This window comes from Rothia sp. ZJ932 (genome assembly GCF_016924835.1).
In the GTDB taxonomy this organism is placed as follows: Bacteria; Actinomycetota; Actinomycetes; order Actinomycetales; family Micrococcaceae; genus Rothia.
Window position 1 is genome coordinate 600,314 of record NZ_CP070480.1, and the last position, 24,847, is coordinate 625,160.

Sequence of the window (24,847 nt, forward strand, 5' to 3'; positions counted from 1 at the left end):
CGCTGATGGCAGCGCCCACATGGTCGATGTAACAGAGAAATCAGAAACCACCCGCACCGCCGTTGCAGAGGGTTTCGTGCGTACCCGATCAGACGTCATCGAGCAGATTTTTGACGCAGATTTGCCTAAAGGGGACGCTCTGCCGGTAGCTCGCGTCGCGGCTATCTTGGGTGCCAAGAAAACCCCCGACATCATTCCCCTGTGCCACCCCCTACCCCTGGGTAAAATTACGGTAGATTTCGATCGCCTTGCCGAGGCTGTGCGCATCGAAGTCTCCGTCAAAACCCGCGGCGTCACAGGGGTCGAGATGGAGGCACTCACCGCCGTCTCATCCGCCGCTCTCACCGTGTTCGACATGATTAAAGCCGTCGATAAACACGCAGTCATCGACGGTATTCGAGTGCTGAGTAAATCCGGTGGAAAATCCGGGGATTGGTCAGTGAACAATGACTAAAAAAGAACCGCTGATGATGGAGGGAAAACCCGCCCGCGCGCTGGTCATCGTCTCATCAACTCGCGCCTCCAAAGGCATCTACCCCGATAAATCAGGCCCTATCGCCGTGGAATGGTTGCGCTCGCAGGGCTTTGAGACCCCGGACGCCACCGTGGTGGCAGATGCTGATATGCCCGCCTATTTCGCATCCGTCATTGAGGCAGGCAACCTACCCACCGTCATTCTGACCTCCGGTGGCACCGGCTTGAACACCGATGACCAAACTGTTGAAGCGGTGCGCCCCCACCTCGATAAAGAAGTGCCGGGCATTATGCACGCCTTTTGGACGCTGGGACTCACCAACACCCCCGCCGCCGTCCTCTCCCGCGGAGTTGCCGGCACCATCGGTACCACTTTCATTATGACTTTGCCTGGTTCGGTGGGGGGTGTGACTGATGGCGTCACCACTCTTGAAAAACTCCTCCCACACATCATTCGTCAGCTACAGGATTACCATGATCACTAACGAGCACCTCGCCCAGTACCCCGCCACGGAACCAGCCACCTCAGCGGTGGTTCACACCGACATCATCGAAGATCGTCTCGAAGACTACTACCAGCAGTGGCGCGAAGCCGTCATGATCCCTGGCATGGGAGCCCTCGTTATTTTCGACGGTATTGTGCGCGATCATGACCACGGTGAATCGGTCGCTGGCCTCTCTTATTCGGCACACCCCCTCGCCACCGAAAAAATCGCCGAGGTTGTAGCAGCAGTCGTCGAGGCAACCCCCGGCGTGCGAGCGCTAGCGGTGCATCGAGTCGCCGATATTCCCATTGGTGAATCAGCCCTCACCGTTATGGCTGCTGCAGCTCACCGCGGTCTAGCTTTTGATATCTGCGAAAAAATCGCGGACGATATTAAGGCGATGGTTCCCATCTGGAAGGAACAGACCCTTACCGATGGCAAAGTTGAATGGGTAGGAATCGAATCCTCATGCTAGAGAACTTCAGCTCCATCGAACTACAGCTTTACCGCAGGCAGATGATTCTGCCGGAGTGGGGAGCCGCCGCCCAAAATACCCTCAAGGACGCGCACCTTGTTGTTGTCGGCGCTGGTGGGCTGGGATCTCCTGCACTGCTTTACCTCGCTGCTGCGGGAATTGGTACGCTCACTGTTATCGACGATGATCAGGTGGAGCTTTCTAACCTTCACCGCCAGATTATTCATACTTTTGCTGCCGCGGGTAACTCTAAGACCGAATCGGCAGCTTACGCCATGCGATCGCTTAATCCCACTATTACGGTGCGCACGGTGCAAGAGCGCTTGAGTAACAAGAACGCTCACTCTCTGTTTGCTGATGCTGATGCAGTGCTCGATGGTAGCGACAATTTTGAGACTCGGTACCTGGTCTCGCGGGCCTGCGCTGAGGCTGGCATACCGCATATTTGGGGTGCCATTCTTGGCTTTGACGCGCAGATGAGCGTTTTCTGGCAGGGGAGGGGGCCAGTGTATGAGGATCTTTACCCGGTGATGCCTGCTCCCGGTTCAGTGCCTAACTGCGCGACCGCTGGCGTCCTTGGACCACTGGCGGGTGTTGTGGGCACCTCCATGGCGCTAGAAACTTTAAAACTGCTGACCGGTGTGGGCATACCGATGATTGGTACGGTGGGGTACTACTCGGGGCTTGATGGGCGCTGGGACTACATTCCTCTCAAGGCATCTGAGCGCCGTGAAAATACTTCTGAGCTTCCCTTTATACAGAGTTCTGAAAATTCGCAAGGTTCAGATGAACCTAGCGTAACAATTGGTCATAAAAATTTTATTGACGTGTCATCGCTTTCTTTTGAATCACCGCAAGAGGTGGAGGTTGAACAGATTGAGGGGCTCTTGGGTGAGGGTGAGATCAACCTCATCGATGTTCGCGAAAAACACGAGTTTGATGCTTTAGCTATTCCTGGTGCTATTCACCTGCCTCTGTCGCGCCTGGAGCAGCTGCAGAATGAGGGTGGCGATTTCGCTGAAATTTCAGAGCTTTTGATGGTAGATGATAAGCCGGTGATTCTATACTGCGCGGCAGGGGTGCGCTCGCTGCGTGCTCAAAGCATCTTGGCGGACGCAGGTGTGGGGGCTTTTGCTTCCCTAGCAGGGGGTATCAATGCCTGGCTTGAGAACGCTTGACGTGGAAAATAAATTTGAATTAGCGAACATTTTTATTTGGTATTTTTAATACCTATTTTTTTGTAGGCTTGGGTGTATGACTCAGACATCGTATGTACCCGGCCCGGACGGCCCGGTCTCTGACCGCCTCATTAAGTTTGGAAAGTTCTTCTCTAAATGGGAAGAATCAGAAGATAACCGCACCGTCTACCGTCAGGGTGGGCGCAAAGGCGATGTCTTCTATCGCGACCGCTGGAGCTACGACAAGGTTGTACGCTCCACCCACGGTGTTAACTGTACCGGCTCATGCTCCTGGCAGGTATACGTCAAAGACGGCGTGATTACCTGGGAAGCTCAGGCAACCGATTACCCCACCATTGGCCCCGACCGTCCCGAGTACGAACCCCGCGGCTGCCCCCGCGGTGCTGCGTTCTCGTGGTACACCTACTCACCTACCCGCGTAAAGTACCCCTACATTCGCGGTCCCCTGCTTGAAATGTACCGCGAGGAAAAGGCACGCATCGGTGACCCCGTTGAAGCCTGGACCGCTATCGTCTCAGACCCCGCAAAGCGCAACCGCTACGTGACTGCCCGCGGTAAGGGCGGTTTGGTGCGTGCTACCTGGACTGAGGCATTGGAAATCGTCGCTGCCGCCCAGATTCACACCATTCGTACTTACGGTCCTGACCGTAACATCGGCTTCTCACCCATTCCTGCTAAGTCAATGGGTTCACACGCCTCCGGCGCTCGTTACATCGAGCTCATGGGTGGCGTTATGACCTCCTTCTACGACTGGTACGCTGACCTGCCCGTGGCATCACCCCAGGTTTTCGGTGACCAGACAGACGTCCGCGAATCGGGTGACTGGTGGGACGCCACCTACCTCATGATGTGGGGTTCAAACATTCCCGTGACCCGTACCCCTGATGCTCACTGGATGGCTGAGGTTCGCTACCGCGGTACCAAAGTTGTCACCGTGTCACCGGACTACGCTGATAATACCAAGTTCGCCGATGAGTGGTTGCCCGCTCAGCCCGGTACGGACGCAGCGTTGGCTATGGCAATGGGGCACGTGATTCTCAAGGAAAACTTTGTGGATCAGCGCGTAGAGTTCTTTGAAGACTACGTCACCACCTACACCGACTTCCCCTTCTTGGTTCGCCTCGAAACCCGTGAAGACGGCACCAAGGTTCCCCATAAGTTTGTGAAGGCTTCAGACCTTTCCATTGGAGAGGGTCAGGCTGATGCTGACTTCAAGACCGCTCTTATTAACCGTGACAACGGTGAGGTCTTTATTCCTAACGGCACCTTGGGTCACCGTTACAACGAAGAAGACATGGGCAAGTGGAACCTTGATTTGAACGGCGTTAAACCCGCCCTTTCCATCAACGATGTTGCCGGTGGTGCTACCGGCGTTGCCGAAATTAAGCTGCCGGCCTTCGATACTCCTGACGGTGCCGGTCACGTGGTCTCACGCGGTGTTCCCACCCTCATGGTGGAGGGTATGGAAGTCACCACCGTCTTTGACTTGATGCTGGCACAGTACGGTATCGGTCGTCCCGGTTTGCCCGGTAACTGGGCAAAGGGTCTTGACGATGTGACCACCGAGTACACCCCCGCATGGCAGGAAGAAATCACTTCGGTACCCGCCGAGGCCGTTATTCGTGTGGCACGTGAATTTGCACAGAACTCCATTGATTCAAAGGGTCGCACTATGATTATTCTTGGTGCGGGTATCTGTCAGTGGTACCACGGTGATGCTACCTACCGCGCTATCTTGGCGCTGCTGATGATGTGTGGCTGTGAAGGCCGCAACGGCGGCGGCTGGGCTCACTACGTGGGTCAGGAAAAGGCTCGCCCGATCACCGGTTGGGCGCATATGGCGAACGCTCTTGACTGGGTTCGCCCTCCACGCACCCAGGCAGGTACCTCCTTCTGGTACATGCACACCGACCAGTGGCGTCTTGATGGTTACTCCGCTGACTCCCTGCAATCTCCCCTTGCCAAGGGTGAACTCAAGGGCGTTCACACCGCCGATATTCTGGCGCGCTCTGCCCGCATGGGGTGGATGCCTTTCTACCCGCAGTTCCCCGAGAATTCACTGGATTTGGCCGATAAGGCAGCGGTAGCTGTCGAATCAGGCGCCGCTGAGAACCCTGCTGCTTACGTTGCAGGACGCTTGAACTCAGGAGACCTTGAATTCTCGGTTGAAGACGTGGATAACCCCGTCAACTGGCCGCGCACTTTGATGCTCTGGCGTAACAACTTGCTGGGTTCGTCCGCTAAGGGTGAAGAGTACTTCCTCAAGCACTTACTCGGTACCCACAACAACGTCATGGGTGCCGGTGACTCAGATGTGCATCCGCGTGAAATCAAGTGGCACGAGAACGCTCCCGAGGGCAAACTTGACCTGTTGGTGACTGCGGACTTCCGTATGACCTCATCTACCCTGTCATCGGATATCGTGTTCCCGACCGCTACCTGGTACGAGAAGTTCGATATTTCATCGACCGACATGCACCCTTACATTCACGCCTTCACCCCGGCTATTGACCCGCCGTGGGAGGCTAAGACTGACTACCAGACCTTCAAGGAACTGGCGTACGTCTTCTCCAAGTTGGCTGCTAAGCACCTGGGCACTCGTAAAGATGTTGTCTCTGTGCCTTTGCAGCATGACACTCCCGGTCAGATTGCCCAGCCCGGCGGTCATGCCCCGGACTGGAAGAACCAGGGCGTCAAGGGTATTCCCGGCAAGAACATGCCGATTTTCACGGTGGTCGAGCGTGACTACCCGGCTCTGTACGATATGTACACCTCGGTGGGTCCGCTGCTCTCGAAGCTCGGTACTACCACCAAGGCAATCACTGTTGATGTTAATCCGCAGCTGGCGAAGCTGGCGGAGGAGCACGGTGTGATGAACTCCGGTAAGGGCGAGGGGCTACCCGCACTCGATACTATCGAGAAGCTGGTTGATACCATCTTGGCGCTCTCGGGTACCTCAAACGGTCCGGTAGCTATTGCTGGCTTCAAACAGCTCGAAAAGCGAGTGGGCAAGAAGTTCGTTCACTTGGCTGAGGGCAACGAAGAAAAGCGTATTACGTTCCGTGATACCCAAGATCGCCCCTGCCCGGTCTTTACCTCACCCGAGTGGTCAGGTTCAGAAACCGGCGGCCGCCGCTACGCTCCCTTCACACTGAACATCGAGCAGCTCAAGCCCTTCCACACGCTCACCGGCCGTATGCACTTCTTCTTGGATCACGACTGGATGAACGAGATGGGCGAGCAGATGCCGACCTACCGTCCACCGCTGGATATGCATAAGCTCTTCAACCAGCCGATTCTGGGTACACAGCAGGACGAGGTCACCATTGCGGTGCGTTACATGACCCCGCACAACAAGTGGGCTATCCACTCGTCCTACCACGACAACCTTTACATGCTGGCGCTTTCTCGCGGTGGCTCCCACGCATGGATTTCCCCGCAGGACGCCGAGCGTATTGGTGTCAAGGACAACGACTGGATCGAGTGCATCAACGACGGCGGTGTCTTCGTTGGACGCGCGGTGGTCTCACACCGTCTGCCACAGGGAGTTGTCTATGTTCACCACGCCCAGGAACGTCTGGTCGATACTCCCAAGTCGGAGGCAACCGGCAAGCGCGGCGGTATTCACAACTCGGTGACCCGAATTCTTGTGAAGCCCACCCACCTTATCGGTGGTTACGCGCACCAGGCATACGCCTTCAACTACCTGGGACCGACCGGTAACCAGCGAGATATTGTTTCCGTTATTCGCCGCCGCAAGCAGGAGGTAACCTACTAATGCGCGTTATGGCTCAAGTTTCAATGATTATGGCACTGGATAAGTGCCTGGGTTGCCACACCTGTTCGGTAACCTGTAAGCAGGCGTGGACTAACCGTACCGGTACTGAGTATGTGTGGTTCAATAACGTCGAAACCCGCCCCGGTTTGGGTTACCCCAAGCGTTACGAGGATCAGGAGAAGTGGAAGGGCGGCTGGCAGCTGAACAAGCGCGGACGTCTGGAACTCAAAGGCGGTAACCGCTTCAAGAAGCTCTTTACCCTCTTTGCATCTCCTGTTCAGCCCGAGATGAGTGACTACTACGAGCCGTGGACCTACGATTACGAGAACCTCACTAACGCTCCTTTGGGCGATGACTTTCCCGTTGCTGCACCGAAGTCTTTGATTACCGGTGAAGACACCGCTATTGACTGGTCAGCGAACTGGGACGATGACCTCGGCGGTACTTTTGTGACCGGTAACGAGGATCCCATCGTGCAGAAGATCCGTCAGGAATCAGAAGAGAAGATCAAGTTCGAATTCGAAAAGACCTTCATGTTCTACCTGCCGCGCATCTGCGAGCACTGCCTGAATCCCTCCTGCATGGCGTCCTGCCCCTCAGGTGCTATCTACAAGCGTGAAGAAGATGGCATTGTACTGGTTGATCAGGATCAGTGCCGCGGTTGGCGTCAGTGCATCACCGGTTGCCCCTACAAGAAGATTTACTTCAACCACGCATCGGGTAAGGCAGAAAAGTGTACTTTCTGCTACCCCCGTATCGAGCACGGTATTCCTACCGTTTGCGCGGAAACCTGTGTGGGTCGTATGCGCTACATCGGTATCTTCCTCTACGACGCTGATCGTGTGACCGAGGCTGCGTCAGTACCCGATGAGAAGGATCTGTACGAGGCACAGCTTGATTTGATGCTTGACCCCTTCGATCCCCAGGTCATTTCTGAGGCGAAAAAGAGCAATATTCCCTCAGCATGGATTGAAGCTGCACAGAAGTCACCGGTCTACAAGCTGGCGAAGGAATGGAAGATTGCTCTTCCGCTTCACCCCGAATACCGCACCATGCCCATGGTCTGGTATGTGCCGCCGCTGTCACCGATTATCGACTTGCTCAAGGAACAGGGGCACGACGCTGAATCCAAGGACAACCTCTTTGGTGCCATCGACTCCCTGCGTATTCCCGTCGAGTACCTGGCAGAGCTCTTCACCGCTGGCGATAAAACCATCATCGTTGACGTGCTGAAGAAGCTGGCAGCAATGCGCTCCTACATGCGTGATATCACCCTCGGCAACGTGGGTAACGAAGAAATCGCTAACGCTGTGGGTATGACCGGTGCTCAGATGTACGAAATGTACCGCCTCATGGCTATCTCAAAGTACGACGAGCGCTACGTAATTCCCGCAGCTCACATGGAAGATGCCCACAACCTCGAAGAGATGGGCTGCTCGCTGGAAGGCGAGGGTGGTCCCGGCATGCTCTACGACGATGCCTTCTCGGGCATGGGCGACCGCCCTGTTCCGGTCTCAGCCGGTTCTTATGCCAACGCCCAGCGAGCTGACGGTAAGGTCAACATTTTCATGTGGGACGGCAACGGTCGCCCCGATGCCCTGTTCCCCGATACCACCAGTTCTAAGAAGGCGTAGGCAGTGGCGGGATTTTTCTCTAAACTCATGGGCAAGGCGGGTTCGGCAACCGAACCCACCCCCGGCGCGTCCGCGCCTTCTTTCGACACGGTAGTGCCCGGTAGCACTGACCCTTTCGATGCTGACCTCGGTCAGGCAACTGAGGGTCAGCAGGTCATCTATCAGGTGGCATCTGTGCTCATGCTCTACCCCGATACTGAAATTCAGGCGTTGATTCCCGAACTGCGTCAGCTAGCCCAAGAAGTGGGGGAGACCCCGCTCGTTGAGGCGATTGATGACGTTGCACACTGGTACGAATCAGCACCCATGGAGGACGTTGCCGCCTCCTACGTGCAGGAATACGACCTTTCGCGGCGTCATTCCTTTCATCTTTCGTACTGGACTGAAGGAGATACCCGCCGACGCGGCGAAGCCCTTACCCGGTTTAAAAAGATGTACCGCGACTCGGGTATGGTGACTAACCTTCATGGTGAACTGCCCGATTACCTGCCACTCGTGCTTGAATTTACCGCCCTGGTAGATTCACGTGCTGGACGCGCATCCTTGCAGGCATACCGCCCTTCCCTAGAGCTGTTGCGTCTTGCTTTGCGCGATGACAATCTTGCTTTCCACAAACTGGTGGAGTGCATCTGCGATAGCTTGCCGGGAGAATCCCCGCAAACAGCCCAGGAAATTCAGAAGCTCGCACGGGCAACCCCGCCCGCTGAGTCAGTGGGGCTTGATCCCACAGACCCGCGTCTTCTGCCCCTGTTGCAACCTGCACCCGTGCCCTCATCCCTGACTGAAGTTTCTACCAGGAGTTAAACCGATGAACCTTCTAGATCTGTTCCTCTGGGGCATTTTGCCCTATATGTCCATCGTGATTCTCATCGGTGGTACCCTCTGGCGCTACAAGTACGATCAGTTTGGTTGGACTACCCGCTCATCTCAGGTCTATGAATCTAAGATGTTGCGTATCGCCTCCCCGCTGTTCCACTACGGTCTGGTGGGCGTTCTTGCCGGTCACATCGCGGGTCTGCTGATTCCTGCAAGCTGGACCGCGGCACTGGGCATTTCAGATGATGTGTACCACATGATGGCTTTGGTCCTTGGTCTGCCCTTTGGTATTGCGGTTACTGTTGGTTTGGTAATGATGGTTTACCGTCGCCGCACCACCGCCACCGTGTTCCGCGCAACCACTGTGAATGACAAGATCATGTACATCTTCTTGATGGGCGCTATTGTTCTGGGCATTGGCGTCACTATTCTTAGTGCTTTCCAGGGGCATCACGGTCACAACTACCGCGGAGATATTTCACCGTGGTTCCGCTCTGTGCTGATTTTCCAGCCTGATATTGAGCTGATGCACAATGTGCCTTTCACCTTCAAAGCGCACATCATTGTTGCTTTCTTGCTTTTTGCTCTGTGGCCTTTTACCCGCCTAGTTCACGCTTTTACCGCGCCTTTGCATTACCTGTTCCGTCCTTACATTGTTTACCGTGGACGCGGCAGCGAGGGTCGCGGCGCACGTTCACCGCGTCGTGGCTGGGAGCCTTTGGCGACCGCAGCCAAGCTGTCTGATAAGAGCGCTCGTGAACAGCGTAAAAACCGTGAACGCGCGTCTCGCTAATCAAGAATTTTTTACTATTTCTTTCACACAGTATTGAATGAGGAATTCATGAGTACTACAACACTCGAGCGTGACCCTAAACTGCAGGGTGGGCTCAAATACACCATCATGGCGGCGTGTGCCTCAATGATTGGTTTCTGGAGCTGGACTATGATTGGTCCGCTCGCCAAGTACTACACCGAAACCTACGGTCTGACTGAGGGGCAGCGTTCTTTGCTGATCGCGACCCCCGTTATCGTCGGTTCACTGGCGCGTATTCCGGTGGGCGCACTCACTGACCGTTACGGTGGTCGCATCATGTTCACCATTATGCTGACCTTCACCGGTTTAATGGTTCTGGTTACCGGCTTGGTGGGTCAGATGGGTAGCTTCCCCTTGCTGCTGCTAGTTGCCTTCTTCCTGGGCGTCGGCGGTTCAATCTTCGCGGTGGGCATCCCCTTCGCTTCAGCATGGTTTGAACCCCACCGTAAGGGTCTTGCTACCGGTATTTTCGGTATGGGTATGGTCGGTACCGCGTGTGCTGCTTTCTTCAACCCCCGTATGCTTCAGGCTTTCGGTTATTTCCCTACCCACCTGATTATGACCTGCGTGGCTCTGATCTACGCCTGCGTTGTCTGGTTCTTCTTGAAGGATTCACCGGTGATGAAGGCTGCTAAACCTGAGCCTGTCATGCCTAAGATTCTTCGCGTATCTAAGGTTCTGGTGACCTGGCAACTGTGCTTTATCTATGCAGTTGTCTTCGGTGCTTTCGTTGCCTTCTCGAACTTCCTCTCCACCTATATGCAGAACATCTATGGTTACGAGGCTGTTGCTGGCGGTACTTTCGCCGCAATGTTCGCTGCCTGCGCCGTGCTTGCTCGCCCCTTCGGTGGTGTTGCGGCAGATAAGTTCGGTGGAAAGCTGACTACCCTGGTTGTTTTTGTTGCGGTGGCAGTACTGGTTGTGCTGATTGCTTTCGAGCCCGCATCCACCGGTTTGAACGCTCTCTTGCACGTTGTGACGGCATTCTTCGTTGGCTTCGGCACCGGTACCATTTACGGCTGGTTGGGCAAGGTTGTTCGCCCGCAAGATATCGGTACCGTATCGGGTCTGGTATCAGCAGCCGGTGGTCTGGGCGGTTATTTCCCGCCTCTGATCATGGGTGCAGCCTACACCGCGAACGAAAGCTACGCATGGGGTCTGTACGCCCTAGCGATCATCTGCATTGTTTCGCTTCTTGTCTCACTGTGGATGAAATCAGATAAGAACGCGGTACGTCCCTCATAAACACATATACGGTTGGGGTAGAGAGAACCCCGGCAATCTTTGAAATGCTAGGTATCTTCAAAGACTGTCGGTGAACTTACCTCATCTACTGGGCATTAGCCTTGAATAAAAGCACCACTTTCCCGTTCTTTAGGAGTAGGGGGAGTGGTGCTTTTATGTTGGCTGTGGCACACTTGAGAAGACAAATTAAATAGTGCCGTTTACAGCTAGGCGGGAGAGACTGCGCGAAAGCGCCGGGTGAATAACCGGTTGATAGCGTAGCGCCGAAGGAGCAAACCCTCCCCGGGAAACTCTCAGGCAAAAGTACCGCTAGCTCAGGCAACTCTGGAGAGGGGCGTGACACCTCCACCGAAGGGGCAAGCGAAAACCTATCGCGCGAGTGTAAGGTTTTGGTGAAAACTCTCAGGTTTATAACAGAGTGGGGAGGGCACTAACCGTCACTGCGGCGGCTAGTCTTTGCGCCTTTTCACCAGGAGAGTTTTTTCCATGACCTTCATTGACCGTCACCTTGGCTCTAACGCTACTGACACCGAGCATATGCTGGGCACCCTCGGTTATGATTCTTTGGCATCGTTGGTTGATGCTGTTGTTCCTTCCCGGATTCGTGTGGAGGGGGAACTGGACCTTCCTGAGCCGTTGAGTGAGCTCGAGGCGCAGACCAAGATTGCCCAGTACGCCGCTGAGAACAGCGTACACGCCCAGATGATTGGTGCCGGTTACTATGACGCCATTACTCCGGCTGTCATTCGCCGCAATATTTTGGAGAACCCCGGCTGGTACACCTCCTACACCCCCTATCAGCCCGAGATTTCCCAGGGCCGCCTTGAGGCTTTGCTGAACTTCCAGAACACTGTCATGGAGCTGACCGGCTTACCGGTTGCTAATGCGTCCTTGCTCGATGAATCAACCGCTGTGGCTGAGGCTGCTGTGATGATGCACCGCGCCAACAAGAAGGTGAAGAACGGCTTCTTTGCTATCGACGCCGGTGTTCTGCCGCAGACTCTTTCTGTGGTTAAGGGCCGTGCGGACGCGCTGGGTATTGACTTTGTGGTGACTGACTTTGCAGACGGTCTGCCCGAGGGCGATCTGTACGGTCTTATCCTTGCCTACCCCACCCACGACGGTCAGGTGCGCGATTTGCGTGAGATTGTTGCCGCAGCTAAAGAACGTAACGCTCTGGTGACCGTTAACGCTGACCTTCTGGCGCTGACCCTGCTGACCTCACCTGCTGAGCTGGGCGCTGATATTGCTGTAGGTTCCACCCAGCGCTTTGGTTTGCCCTTCTGGTACGGGGGACCTCACGCAGCTTACTTGGCTGTGTCAAAGGGCATGGAGCGTACCCTGCCCGGTCGTTTGGTAGGTGTCTCACAGGATTCTGCGGGTAAGCCCGCCTACCGTTTGGCGTTGCAGACTCGTGAGCAGCATATTCGCCGAGAGAAGGCGACCTCGAATATCTGTACCGCTCAGGCACTGCTGGCGATTGCGGCTGGCGCTTACGCGGTTTACCACGGCCCCGCTGGTTTGAAGACTATTGCACAGCGTCTGCACACGAATGCCGCACGCCTTGCTCAGAGCCTGGTCTCAGCCGGTCTGACCCTGGTGCATGAGAGCTTCTTTGACACCGTGAGCTTCAAAACGGGCGGACGCGCTGACGAGCTGGTCGCCCAGGCTGAAAAGGCTGGTATCAACATCCGCCGTATTGACGCTGACCGCATTTCGATCTCAGTGGGTGAATCACACACCGAGGCAGTTCTTACAGTTCTTGCTGAAGCCCTAGGTGCAACTCTGCCCGCATCCACCGACCAGTACGAGCTCTCCTCAGAGCTGCTGCGTACCGATGAGTACATGCAGCATCCTGTCTTCCACAGCCATCAGTCTGAAACCGCAATGATGCGTTACCTACGTCGTCTTTCTGATAAAGACCTGGCACTGGATCGCACTATGATTCCCTTGGGGTCATGCACCATGAAGCTCAACGCTGCCGCCGAGATGGAACCCATCTCATGGCCTGAGTTCGCGAACATTCACCCGCTGGTTCCTGCTGAGCAGGCAAAAGGCTGGAAGAAATTGATTGATGAGCTAAGCGATTGGTTGCTCGCGGTAACCGGTTATGATGCTATTTCGCTGCAACCCAACTCCGGCGCGTCCGGTGAGTATGCGGGGCTGCGCGCTATTCGTGCCTACCACGAAGACCGTGGGGATACTCAGCGCAATATCGTGCTCATTCCCCAATCAGCGCACGGCACCAACGCCGCATCAGCAGCTTTGGCGGGTCTCAAAGTCGCCCCTGTCGCTACCGCCCCTGACGGCTCGGTAGATGTTGAAGACCTCAAAGCAAAGATTGAGAAGCACAGCGATACTGTTGCTGCCATTATGATTACCTACCCCTCAACCCACGGCGTTTTCGAGGAGCAGGTTGTCGAGGTCTGCGAACTGGTACACGCAGCCGGTGGGCAGGTATACATCGACGGCGCTAACCTCAATGCGCAGATGGGGCTGGCACAGCCTGGCAAGTTCGGTGGCGACGTGTCGCACCTGAACCTGCACAAGACTTTCGCCATCCCGCACGGTGGTGGCGGTCCCGGCGTGGGCCCCGTTGCGGTGGGCGCGCATCTTGAAAAGTATCTGCCCGGCAACGGCTACCTCGCGGATGCCACCGGTAACCTGACCGACAGAGCGCCCCTTCCCATCTCTCAGGCAATGTTCGGTTCAGCCGGCGTCCTTCCTATTTCTTGGATGTACATGGCGATGACCGGAGCTACCGGTCTGCGCGCATCCAGCGAATACGCAATTCTAGGCGCTAACTACATTGCTCAGAAGCTCAAAGACAAGTACCCGGTGCTTTACACCTCAGACAACGGACTGGTAGCTCACGAGTGCATCCTTGATTTGCGCGAACTTACCGCGGCCTCAAAGATTACCGCCGAGGACGTCTGCAAGCGCCTGATGGACTACGGCTTCCATGCACCCACCCTTGCCTTCCCCGTACCGGGCACCCTCATGGTCGAGCCTACCGAGTCTGAGAACCTAGAAGAACTGGATCGCTTTATTGAAGCAATGGAGTCAATCCACGCTGAAATTCAAGAGGTTATTGACGGAAAAGTAAGCGTTGAAGAGTCAGTGCTGCGCAATGCACCGCACACCGCGGATGTACTCACCGCTGACACCTGGAACCGTCCCTACAGCCGTACCCAGGCAGCCTACCCCGTTGCGTCCTTGCGCGCCGCCAAGTACTTCACCTCCGTGGGTCGCATCGACGGAGCCGGTGGAGACCGCAACTTCGTGTGTGACTGCCCTCCGCTCGAAGCCTTCGACATCGAGTACAACTAAGCGCACGCCGGTAGCAACTTCACGGTTCCAAGAGCAGAAAAGAAAAAGATATGACCCCCAAGAAAACCTCCCTCTACGACGCCCACGCTGAGCTGGGCGCGTCCTTCACCGATTTCGGTGGCTGGGACATGCCCCTGAAATATGCCAACGACGTCACCGAGCACCATGCCGTTCGTCAGTCGGTAGGTCTTTTTGACCTGTCCCACATGGGCGAGTTCCGCGTCAAAGGTAAAGACGCCGCAGCCTTCCTCGATTACGCGTTGGTCTCTAACATGTCAGTGCTCAAGGTCGGCAAAGCAAAGTACTCCATTCTCGTCAACGAGGATGGCGGAGTCATCGATGATCTCATCACCTACCGCCTAGCAGAAGATGAGTTCTTGGTAGTACCCAACGCCGCTAACGTCGCGGTTGATTTTGAGGCAATGAGCGCTCGCCGGGGCGACTTCGACGTGGAGTTCACCAACGAGTCAGAAGAAACCTCACTGGTGGCAGTACAGGGCCCCGCCTCCGAAAAAACTATGCTCGCTATGGGAATGACCGATGAGGACGCCCTCACCGGTCTCGGCTACTACGCGGCAGTACCCGCCAACATCGCGGGTATCGACGTCCTTCTGGCGCGTACCGGCTACACGGGTGAAGACGGGTTCGAAATCTACGTACCCAACGCTTCAGCACTGACTATCTGGAACGCCGCTCTCGAAGCGGGCAAAGCCTTTGAGATTCTTCCCGCAGGCCTCGCCGCCCGCGACTCACTGCGCCTTGAGGCAGGCATGCCTCTCTACGGTCACGAACTGGGTCTTGAGATTACACCTTTCGAATCAGGTCTTGGCAAACTGGTAGAAATTGCTCTCACCAAAAAGTCTGCAGACTTTGTCGGACGAGCCGCCCTCGAAAAGATGGCTGAACAGGCACCAGCTCGCTCGCTGGTGGGGTTGAAAGCTCAGGGCAAGCGTCCTGCCCGCGCTGGTTCAACCCTGGTAGATGGTGAGAAAACTATTGGTGAGATTACCTCCGGTATTCCTTCCCCCACTTTGGGCTACCCGGTGGCGATGGCTCTGATCGATACCGACTACGCTCGTGAGGGCGATACCGTCAACGTTGATATTCGTGGCAAGCAAGCCCCGTTCGACATTGTCGTTTTGCCTTTCTATACACGTCAGAAGTAGGCTTATAATAAAGACCCGCCGGTGCCACAAGCGCGGGCGGGCCTTTAGCATTTCCACCCTCTTATCCCACAAGGAGCTATCACCGTGGAGACCAGTTCAGAACTCAAGCAAGCAGAAGCCCTCGAATATGACATCAGCGTATTTGATCTTTTTAGTATCGGTGTTGGTCCTTCGTCCTCCCATACTGTGGGGCCTATGCGCGCGACCAATCGTTTTATTGCTGAGCTAATTGATGCTAAACAACTGGGTGAGGTAACGCGCATCCACATTGACTTGTACGGGTCTTTGGCAGCAACCGGCGCAGGTCACGGCACGATGAGCGCGGCTCTTAAGGGATTGTGTGGCTTTGTTCCAGAGACTATCGACATCGCTGCATCTGAGCGAATGATGGAGCGCAACCAAGTTGATGGAACCCTGCCCCTGGCAGGGTTTTCAGGGGAGGACTTTGCCTCCGGCACGTTAGATCCCGTCAATAAGTTGGTGTACGGGCCGGTAATTTCCTACAAGGAATCCCAGATGACCCTGCGTCCGCTGACCGTTTTGCCCCGTCACACCAACGGTATTAAGGTGGCAGCTTTTGCGGGAGAGACCCTCTTGCTAGAACGCACCTATTTTTCAATCGGCGGTGGGTTCATCGTTGAGGAGGACGAGGAGTCATCAAATAGCGGTGTGCTTGATAAGGCACCCTACCCCTTTGGCTCGGGGGATGAACTGCTAGATATGGCTAATAGTGCAGGTCTTTCTATTGCCGCCCTCAAACTTGAAAATGAAAAGTCAGCGCGCAGTGAAGAAGAGATTCGCGCCGGTATCTTGGGTATTCGTCAGGTGATGCGCGAGTGCATTGGTTCGTCGTTAGGGCGTATGGGGTACCTGCCCGGCGAGTTGAAGGTGCGATGCCGTGCGGGGGATTGGCATCGCAAACTCATGGAAGAGGACGCCCAAAAAGCCCCCGAGATGGCGTGGGATTGGGTCAACCTGATCGCTTTGGCAGTGAATGAAGAGAATGCTTTTGGTGGGCGCGTGGTGACAGCCCCGACGAATGGCGCGGCGGGTATCATTCCGGCGGTGTTGCACTATGCCCTGAACTACGTGCCTGAGGTGCGTAATCGCGGTACGAAGGTGCAGGAGGACGCGATTGTAGACTTCTTCTTAGCGGCATCGGCTATTGGCTCGCTGTATAAGAAGCGTGCTTCAATTTCGGGCGCTGAAGTGGGCTGTCAGGGTGAGGTTGGTACAGCCTCATCGATGGCTGCAGCAGGTCTTGCGCAGGTAATGGGCGGCACTAACGAGCAGGTCGAAAACGCCGCTGAGATTGCGATGGAGCACAATCTGGGGCTGACCTGCGACCCGGTGGGCGGTCTGGTGCAGATTCCCTGTATTGAGCGCAACGCGATGGCTGCTACCAAGGCAATCAACGCCGTCCGTATTGCCCTGCGTGGGGACGGTCAGCACAGGGTATCTTTGGATCAGGTGATTGAAACCATGCGCCAAACCGGTGAAGATATGAGCAACCGTTACAAAGAAACCTCCATGGGCGGTCTCGCCGTCAATGTGGTTGCCTGCTAAAAGAAGACTGAAAGAGAACTTGCAAAAACTACGGTGACAAGGTATGGACTAATGGATTTCCATAGTGTAGTGTTGGTATTTACGCTAGCCCTAACTTTCTGTGCCTTCATATAGCGGTGGGCATGGTTAAACCAAGCACATGCGTCCGACGCATTTTCTTCCAGCAACCAACAAACCAGCGAACACAGCTAAAGCTTTAGGGCATACAGCATCATATGTGATTGCCAAGTTGGAAAAGCCTGAAGAAGATGACTGTCGGTGCGCCTTTGCGCAGAGCTAGGTTCTAGCGTCGCAAATCTGACAGGTCTGTGGAAGGATCCAATCTTGGTCGCCTCGAGCACCTCACATAACCAAACCGCTAGCGGCGGAGCATCCAGCCGCGTTTCTTTTGCAAAAATCTCTGAGCCCCTTCAGGTTCCTAACCTTTTGGCGTTGCAGACCGATAGCTTCGACCGCCTCATAGGCAACGAACGCTGGGAAGCTCGCCGCGCAGCAGCTACTGAAACTGGTGACACCTCTGTTGCACAGATTTCAGGTCTCGCTGAAATTTTTGAAGAAATCTCACCCATCGAAGACTTCCAGGGCACTATGTCCCTGTCATTCTCCGACCCTGAATTCGCTGACCCCAAGTACACCATGGAAGAAGCTAAGGATCGCGACGCGACCTACTCAGCTCCTTTGTACGTCAAGGCCGAGTTCATGAACAACAACACCGGCGAAATCAAGCAGCAGACCGTGTTTATGGGCGACTTCCCGCTCATGACCGCCTCTGGCACCTTCGTCATTAACGGTACTGAGCGTGTTGTTGTTTCCCAGCTGGTACGTTCACCCGGTGCTTACTTTGAAAAGACCGCTGACCGCACCTCCGATAAAGACATCTACACCGCAAAGGTTATTCCTTCACGCGGTGCTTGGTTCGAGCTTGAAATTGACAAGCGCGACCAGGTAGGTGTTCGTCTGGATCGCAAGCGTAAGCAGTCAGTCACTGTACTGTTGAAGGCGCTGGGCTGGTCAGAAGCAAAGATTCTTGCCGAATTCGGTGAATTCGACTCAATCCGCGCAACCCTTGAAAAAGACTCAGTAGAGACCCGCGAAGAGGCTCTGCTTGATATCTACCGCAAACTGCGTCCGGGTGAACCCCCCACAGTTGATGCTGCCCAGAACTTGCTGGACAACATGTACTTCACCCCCAAACGCTACGACCTCGCGAAGGTTGGCCGCTACAAGGTGAACCGCAAGCTCGGCGTTGAGATGCCTTTGAGCGATCCCAAGGCCATGGTACTGACCGAAGACGATATCGCAGCAATGATTCGTTACCTGGTTACCCTGCACGCTGGTGGTTCATCTATCAAGGGTATGCGTGATGGCGAAGAGATTGACATCCGTGTTGATACTGACGACATCGACCATTTTGGTAACCGCCGCATCCGTGCGGTAGGTGAGCTGATTGAGAACCAGATCCGCACCGGTCTTTCCCGTATGGAGCGCGTAGTCCGCGAGCGTATGACTACTCAGGACGCCGAGGCTATCACCCCTCAGTCGCTGATTAACATCCGTCCCGTGGTTGCTTCCATCAAGGAGTTCTTCGGTACCTCACAGCTGTCACAGTTTATGGATCAGAACAACCCCTTGGCTGGGCTGACCCACAAGCGCCGTCTGTCTGCTCTGGGTCCCGGTGGTCTTTCCCGTGATCGCGCGGGCATGGAAGTTCGAGACGTTCACCCCTCTCACTACGGCCGCATGTGCCCCATTGAAACCCCTGAAGGCCCGAACATTGGTCTGATTGGTTCATTGGCAACCTACGGTCGCATCAACCCCTTCGGTTTCATTGAGACCCCCTACCGCATTGTGCGTGATGGCAAGGTCACCGATGAGGTTAAGTACCTCACTGCTGATGATGAGAAGGGCGCGATTATTGCGCAGGCTAATGCACCTTTGAACGATGACATGTTCTTTGCTGAAGACCAGGTTCTGTGTCGTGCAGGCGATGGCTCCGGTGAAGCTGTTCTGGTTGCCGGTGGCGAAGTTCAGTTCATGGACGTTTCCCCTCGCCAGATGGTGTCGGTTGCTACTGCGTTGATTCCTTATCTGGAACACGATGACGCGAACCGAGCACTGATGGGTGCTAACATGCAGCGTCAGGCTGTGCCGCTGTTGCAGTCTGAGGCTCCTTTGGTGGGTACCGGTATGGAGCAGTACGCTGCTCTCGACTCAGGCGATTCAGTTCTGGCTGTCAAAGCTGGTGTTGTTTCTGAGGTTTCGGCTAACCTAGTTGTTGTTCGCAACGACGATGGCACCACCTCGTCCTACCAGATTAAGAAGTTCTCACGTTCGAACCCCGGTAACTGCTACAACAACCGTGTTGTTGTGCGTGAGGGTGACCGCGTTGAGGCTCGTGGTCTGATTGCTGATGGTCCCTCAACCGATAACGGTGAATTGGCTCTGGGCAAGAACCTGCTCGTGGCATACATGTCATGGGAAGGCTTCAACTTTGAGGACGGCATTATCCTGTCCCAGCGCATGGTCTCTGATGACGTGCTGACTTCAATTCACATTGAAGAGCACGAAATTGATGCCCGCGACACTAAGCTCGGTGCTGAGGAAATCACCCGCGATATCCCCAACGTATCTGAGGAAGTTCTCTCAGCCTTGGATGAGCGCGGTATTATCCACATCGGTGCTGAGGTAGAAGCTGGCGACATTCTGGTGGGTAAGGTTACCCCCAAGGGCGAAACCGAGCTGACCCCCGAGGAACGCCTGCTGCGCGCTATCTTCGGTGAGAAGTCACGCGAAGTTCGTGATACTTCGCTGAAGGTTCCCCACGGTGAGTCAGGCACAGTCATTGGCGTTCGCGTCCTTGACCGTAAAGATAACGATGAAGACCTAGCTGCTGGCGTTAACCAGCTGGTTCGTGTCTACGTTGCGCAAAAGCGCAAGATTACTGATGGTGACAAACTTGCAGGTCGCCACGGTAACAAGGGTGTTATCTCTAAGATTCTGCCCATCGAAGACATGCCTTTCATGGAAGACGGCACCCCCGTTGACATTATCTTGAACCCCATGGGTGTTCCCGGTCGTATGAACATCGGTCAGGTTCTTGAGGTTCACACCGGTTGGTTGGCAAAGCAGGGTTGGAAGATTGAAGGCAACCCCGCGTGGCTCGATCGTATGCCGAACTTTCCCAAGGAATCAGGTCCCACCAACGTCGCAACCCCTGTGTTCGACGGTGCCTACGAGGACGAGCTATTTGACCTGCTCGATCACACGAATCCCAACCGTGACGGTGAGCGTTTGATCAACCGTACCGGTAAGGCGCGTTTGATTGATGGTCGTTCCGGTGAGCCTTTCCCCGAGCCCATTTCTGTGGGTTACCAGTACATCTTGAAGTTGCACCACTTGGTGGATGATAAGATTCACGCTCGCTCAACCGGTCCTTACTCCATGATTACCCAGCAGCCCCTGGGCGGTAAAGCTCAGTTCGGTGGTCAGCGCTTTGGTGAGATGGAAGTGTGGGCGCTTGAGGCTTACGGTGCCGCTTATACCCTGCAGGAAATCCTGACCATCAAGTCTGATGACGTTCACGGTCGCGTGAAGGTATACGAGGCAATCGTTAAGGGCGAGAATATCCCCGAACCCGGTGTGCCTGAATCTTTCAAGGTTCTCATCAAGGAAATGCAGTCACTGTGCCTGAACGTTGAGGTTCTTTCAACTGACGGTCAGACCATTGAAATGCGCGATGTTGATGATGAAGGCTACCGTTCCGCTGATGCTTTGGGTATCGACCTCTCACACGTAGAGCCGAGCTCAGTTGAGGAAGTCTAAGCCTTTTAGAGGTTTAGTGCTTTCACAGCATCGAGAAAATTTATAGTCTTCAAATTTTACGGAAAAGAGATAAGGACCAAATGTCCAACGAATCTTCACTTGGTTTGATGCGAATTGGCCTGGCTACCGCCGACGATATCCGCGGCTGGTCATATGGCGAGGTCAAGAAGCCCGAGACCATCAACTACCGAACCCTGAAGCCCGAGAAAGAGGGCTTGTTCGACGAGCGTATCTTCGGCCCCACTCGCGACTGGGAATGCTACTGCGGTAAGTACAAGCGTGTACGCTTCAAAGGCATTATCTGTGAGCGCTGTGGTGTTGAGGTAACTCGCGCTAAGGTGCGCCGTGAGCGTATGGGCCACATTGAGCTGGCTGCTCCTGTGACTCATATCTGGTACTTCAAGGGTGTTCCTTCACGCTTGGGTTACCTGCTTGATTTGGCTCCCAAGGATCTTGAAAAGATCATCTACTTCGCTGCATACATGATTACCAGCGTTGATGAGGACGCGCGTCATGAGGACCTGCCCAACCTGCAGGCTGCTCACGACCGCGACAAGAAGGTTCTTCAGGATCAGCTGAACGCTGATATTAACCTGATTGCTCGCGAGACCGAGGAGGAACTTGCCAAGCTTGAAGCTGAGGGCGGCAAGAAGTCTCAGATCGATAAGCTCCGTTCACAGGCAGAGCGCCAGATGGCTTCTGTTCGTAAGAACCACGAGCGCGAGATTGAATTCCTCGATAAGGTATGGGATCGCTTTAAGAATCTCAAGGTCGCTGACCTTGAAGGTGATGAAGCGCTGTACCGCTCAATGGTCGATAAGTACGGCATGTACTTCGAGGGCTCAATGGGTGCTGAATCCATCAAGAAGCGTCTTGAGAACTTCGACATGGAAGCTGAAGCTGAGACCCTCAAGGACATCATTCAGAACGGTAAGGGTCAGAAGAAGACCCGCGCTCTGAAGCGTCTGAAGGTTGTCAACTCCTTCTTGACTACCGATAACTCACCGCTGGGTATGGTTCTTGACGTTGTGCCTGTGATTCCGCCCGAGTTGCGTCCTATGGTTCAGCTTGACGGTGGTCGCTTTGCAACCTCAGACTTGAACGACCTCTACCGCCGTGTGATTAACCGCAACAACCGCTTGAAGCGTCTGCTTGATTTGGGCGCGCCCGAAATCATCGTGAACAACGAAAAGCGTATGCTGCAGGAAGCTGTTGACTCACTGTTCGACAACGGCCGTCGTGGTCGTCCTGTGACTGGCCCTGGCAACCGTCCGCTGAAGTCACTGTCTGACATGCTCAAGGGTAAGCAGGGTCGCTTCCGCCAGAACCTTCTGGGTAAGCGCGTTGACTACTCAGGCCGTTCGGTTATCGTCGGTGGCCCCCAGCTGCAGATGCACCAGTGTGGTCTGCCGAAGCAGATGGCGCTTGAGCTCTTCAAGCCCTTCGTGATGAAGCGTCTGGTTGATCTCAACCACGCTCAGAACATCAAGTCTGCAAAGCGCATGGTTGAGCGTTTCCGCCCTCAGGTGTGGGACGTTCTTGAAGAAATCATTACCGAGCACCCTGTCTTGCTGAACCGTGCACCTACCCTGCACCGTTTGGGTATTCAGGCGTTTGAGCCCCAGCTGGTTGAGGGTAAAGCTATTCAGTTGCACCCGCTCGTGTGTTCAGCGTTCAACGCTGACTTCGATGGCGACCAGATGGCAGTTCACTTGCCCCTATCTCCCGAGGCTCAGGCTGAGGCACGCATCCTCATGCTGTCCTCAAACAACATTCTGAAGCCTTCAGACGGCCGTCCTGTTGCGGTTCCTGACCAGGATATGATTATCGGTCTGTACCACCTGACTACTCCTCGTGATGGTGAGAAGAACGAGGGTCGCGCATTCAGCTCGTTGGCTGAAGCAATCATGGCAATGGATCTGCACGAGATCGAGCTGTACACCAAGGTTAAGATTGAACTTGATGACTTCGTACCCCCTGCTGGTTACGACCTTCCCGAGGGCTACCAGGCAGGCGACCGTCTGCTGGTAGATTGCTCCGTTGGTCAGGTTCTGTTCAACCAGACCCTGCCTGAGGACTACCCCTGGTACGACGGTGTTGCCGATAAGAAGGGTCTTGGCGCCCTGATTAACGACTTGGCTGAAAAATACCACATGGACGTCGTCGCACGCACCCTGGATAACCTGAAGAACACCGGTTTCTACTGGGCGTCACGCTCAGGCGTTACCGTTGCTGTTTCAGATATCGCAGCGCCTCCCACCAAGCCCGCCATTATGGAGGGGTACGAGAAGCAGGCAGCTGATATTCAGAACCAGTTTGATTTGGGTCTGATTGATGACGAAGAGCGCCGTACTGAGCTTATCGACATCTGGACCCAGGCAACTGATGAAGTTGCTGCTGCGATGAAGGACAACCTTTCAGGCTTGAACACCATTAACCGTATGGTGACCTCAGGTGCTCGTGGTAACTGGATGCAGGTTCGTCAGATCGCGGGTATCCGTGGTCTGGTGGCAAACCCCAAGGGCGAAATTATGCCCCGCCCGATTAAGTCTTCTTACCGTGAAGGTCTGTCGGTGTTGGAGTACTTTATTGCAACCCACGGTGCGCGTAAGGGTCTTGCTGATACCGCGCTGCGTACCGCGAACTCCGGTTACTTGACCCGTCGTCTGGTTGACGTTTCACAGGATGTCATTGTTCGCGAAGACAACTGTGGCACCAAGCGTGGTTTGACTCTGCCTTTGATTCAGGTAGAAGAAGAGACCGGTGCAATTTCCTTGCACGATGAGGTTGAGAGCTCAATCCACGGACGCGCTTTGGCTGTCGATGTTGTTGCTGAGGACGGCACCGTTCTGGCAGCAGCTGGTGAAGATGTTTCAGATCCCATGATCGAAAAGCTCTTTGCGGCAGGTATCAAGGACGTCAAGGTTCGTTCAGTTCTGACCTGTGAGTCAGCTGTTGGTGTTTGTGCACTGTGCTACGGCCGTTCAATGGCATCAGGCAACTTGGTTGATATTGGTGAAGCTGTGGGTATTATCGCGGCTCAGTCAATTGGTGAGCCCGGTACCCAGCTGACCATGCGTACCTTCCACACTGGTGGTGTCGCATCGGCAGACGATATTACCCAGGGTCTGCCCCGTATTCAGGAGCTCTTTGAAGCTCGTACTCCCAAGGGCGTTGCACCGATTTCTGAGGTAACCGGTCGTGTGTCTATTGAAGATACCGATAAATCCTTCAAGATTATTGTGACTCCCGATAACGGTGACGAGCCTATCGCTTACCCCGTTCTGCGCCGTGCGCGTTTGAACGTGGCTGAGGGAGATCACGTGACCGTTGGCGACCAGCTGGTTGTCGGTGCTGTTGATCCCAAGGAAGTTCTGCGTATTCGCGGTCCTCGTGAGGCTCAGAAGCACCTGGTGGACGAGGTGCAGGGCGTGTACCGTTCACAGGGCGTGGGCATTCACGATAAGCACGTTGAGGTTATCGTTCGTCAGATGCTGCGTCGTGTGACTGTCATCGAATCAGGCGACACTTCACTGCTGCCCGGTGAGTTGGTTGAAAACACCGCTTTCCAGGCTGCTAACCGTGCCGCTGTTGCTGAGGGTAAGCGTCCTGCTGCTGCTCGTCCCGAGATGATGGGTATTACCAAGGCATCGCTGGCTACCGAGTCATGGCTCTCAGCTGCATCCTTCCAGGAGACTACCCGAGTTCTGACTCAGGCTGCTATGGAAGGTAAGTCTGATCCGCTGGTCGGTCTGAAGGAGAACGTCATCATCGGTAAGCTGATTCCGGCTGGTACCGGTCTTGCTCGCTACAACGATGTTGAGGTCGAACCGACTGATGAGGCTCGTGAGGCTATGTACTCGGTGACTCCTAACATGTTCTCAGACTTCAGCTACGCTGCTGAGAACGAGGGTTCAGTCGCTCCTGAGTTCCAGGCTATTCCGCTTGATGATTACAATTACGGTCAGTAATCTCTAGCTGATTCTTAGCTCACGACGGACGCGTCGTTACCGAAAAAATCGGTGACGGCGCGTCCGTTTTTT

General features: G+C 54.9%; 14 protein-coding genes and 2 riboswitches. All 14 genes read left to right on the plus strand.

All coding sequences use genetic code 11. The annotated features are described in order from the left end of the window. The first annotated feature begins 19 nt into the window (after window positions 1-19). Entirely contained in the window at window positions 20-454 is a 435-nt protein-coding gene (moaC, locus tag JR346_RS02775) for a cyclic pyranopterin monophosphate synthase MoaC (RefSeq protein ID WP_240334029.1), read from the plus strand. Further along, window positions 447-959: a MogA/MoaB family molybdenum cofactor biosynthesis protein gene (locus JR346_RS02780; RefSeq protein ID WP_240333997.1), complete on the plus strand. Its 513-nt coding sequence runs from the start codon at window positions 447-449 to the stop codon at window positions 957-959. The genes moaC and JR346_RS02780 overlap by 8 nt, the downstream gene beginning before the upstream one ends. Then, a complete protein-coding gene (locus tag JR346_RS02785; RefSeq protein WP_204877849.1) occupies window positions 949-1,434 on the plus strand; it encodes a molybdenum cofactor biosynthesis protein MoaE in 486 nt (161 codons plus the stop codon). The genes JR346_RS02780 and JR346_RS02785 overlap by 11 nt, the downstream gene beginning before the upstream one ends. Beyond that, a complete protein-coding gene (locus JR346_RS02790) occupies window positions 1,428-2,612 on the plus strand; it encodes a ThiF family adenylyltransferase (protein ID WP_204877848.1) in 1,185 nt (394 codons plus the stop codon). Before JR346_RS02785 ends, JR346_RS02790 begins: the two co-directional genes overlap by 7 nt. A 76-nt stretch (window positions 2,613-2,688) precedes the next feature. Then, window positions 2,689-6,411: a nitrate reductase subunit alpha gene (locus JR346_RS02795; RefSeq protein ID WP_205483038.1), complete on the plus strand. Its 3,723-nt coding sequence runs from the start codon at window positions 2,689-2,691 to the stop codon at window positions 6,409-6,411. Continuing rightward, complete coding sequence (gene narH / locus JR346_RS02800) at window positions 6,411-8,045, plus strand: nitrate reductase subunit beta (protein ID WP_205483046.1); 1,635 nt, start codon at window positions 6,411-6,413, stop codon at window positions 8,043-8,045. Before JR346_RS02795 ends, narH begins: the two co-directional genes overlap by 1 nt. Before the next feature lie 3 nt (window positions 8,046-8,048). Next, the gene (narJ, locus tag JR346_RS02805) at window positions 8,049-8,849 is read left to right on the plus strand and encodes a nitrate reductase molybdenum cofactor assembly chaperone (protein WP_205483053.1); all 801 of its coding nucleotides are present in this window, start codon (window positions 8,049-8,051) and stop codon (window positions 8,847-8,849) included. A gap of 4 nt (window positions 8,850-8,853) precedes the next feature. Further along, a complete protein-coding gene (narI, locus tag JR346_RS02810) occupies window positions 8,854-9,654 on the plus strand; it encodes a respiratory nitrate reductase subunit gamma (RefSeq protein WP_205483054.1) in 801 nt (266 codons plus the stop codon). Between the two features lie 48 nt (window positions 9,655-9,702). Further along, the gene (locus JR346_RS02815; protein ID WP_205483055.1) at window positions 9,703-10,920 is read left to right on the plus strand and encodes a nitrate/nitrite transporter; all 1,218 of its coding nucleotides are present in this window, start codon (window positions 9,703-9,705) and stop codon (window positions 10,918-10,920) included. Between the two features lie 200 nt (window positions 10,921-11,120). Beyond that, a riboswitch (glycine riboswitch) is annotated at window positions 11,121-11,239 on the plus strand. Then, window positions 11,240-11,347, plus strand: a riboswitch (glycine riboswitch). A gap of 59 nt (window positions 11,348-11,406) precedes the next feature. Beyond that, window positions 11,407-14,250: an aminomethyl-transferring glycine dehydrogenase gene (gene gcvP, locus JR346_RS02820; RefSeq protein ID WP_204877842.1), complete on the plus strand. Its 2,844-nt coding sequence runs from the start codon at window positions 11,407-11,409 to the stop codon at window positions 14,248-14,250. Between the two features lie 50 nt (window positions 14,251-14,300). After that, entirely contained in the window at window positions 14,301-15,416 is a 1,116-nt protein-coding gene (gene gcvT, locus JR346_RS02825) for a glycine cleavage system aminomethyltransferase GcvT (RefSeq protein WP_205483056.1), read from the plus strand. Window positions 15,417-15,500: 84 nt separating this feature from the next. After that, window positions 15,501-16,982, plus strand: coding sequence for an L-serine ammonia-lyase (locus JR346_RS02830; RefSeq protein ID WP_370592535.1), 1,482 nt, complete (start codon window positions 15,501-15,503; stop codon window positions 16,980-16,982). A 324-nt stretch (window positions 16,983-17,306) separates the two neighbouring features. Beyond that, entirely contained in the window at window positions 17,307-20,804 is a 3,498-nt protein-coding gene (rpoB, locus tag JR346_RS02835) for a DNA-directed RNA polymerase subunit beta (RefSeq protein WP_205483061.1), read from the plus strand. Between the two features lie 80 nt (window positions 20,805-20,884). Continuing rightward, the gene (locus JR346_RS02840) at window positions 20,885-24,775 is read left to right on the plus strand and encodes a DNA-directed RNA polymerase subunit beta' (protein ID WP_204877839.1); all 3,891 of its coding nucleotides are present in this window, start codon (window positions 20,885-20,887) and stop codon (window positions 24,773-24,775) included. Window positions 24,776-24,847 lie beyond the last annotated feature (72 nt).

Bases quoted from the DNA above. Each gene is read 5' to 3' on its own strand.
- JR346_RS02795 (WP_205483038.1), top strand. From the start codon at position 2,689: ATGACTCAGACATCGTATGTACCCGGCCCGGACGGCCCGGTCTCTGAC.
- JR346_RS02790 (WP_204877848.1), top strand. From the start codon at position 1,428: ATGCTAGAGAACTTCAGCTCCATCGAACTACAGCTTTACCGCAGGCAG.
- JR346_RS02815 (WP_205483055.1), top strand. From the start codon at position 9,703: ATGAGTACTACAACACTCGAGCGTGACCCTAAACTGCAGGGTGGGCTC.
- JR346_RS02785 (WP_204877849.1), top strand. From the start codon at position 949: ATGATCACTAACGAGCACCTCGCCCAGTACCCCGCCACGGAACCAGCC.
- gcvP (WP_204877842.1), top strand. From the start codon at position 11,407: ATGACCTTCATTGACCGTCACCTTGGCTCTAACGCTACTGACACCGAG.
- narI (WP_205483054.1), top strand. From the start codon at position 8,854: ATGAACCTTCTAGATCTGTTCCTCTGGGGCATTTTGCCCTATATGTCC.
- narH (WP_205483046.1), top strand. From the start codon at position 6,411: ATGCGCGTTATGGCTCAAGTTTCAATGATTATGGCACTGGATAAGTGC.
- gcvT (WP_205483056.1), top strand. From the start codon at position 14,301: ATGACCCCCAAGAAAACCTCCCTCTACGACGCCCACGCTGAGCTGGGC.
- JR346_RS02840 (WP_204877839.1), top strand. From the start codon at position 20,885: ATGTCCAACGAATCTTCACTTGGTTTGATGCGAATTGGCCTGGCTACC.
- JR346_RS02780 (WP_240333997.1), top strand. From the start codon at position 447: ATGACTAAAAAAGAACCGCTGATGATGGAGGGAAAACCCGCCCGCGCG.
- moaC (WP_240334029.1), top strand. From the start codon at position 20: ATGGTCGATGTAACAGAGAAATCAGAAACCACCCGCACCGCCGTTGCA.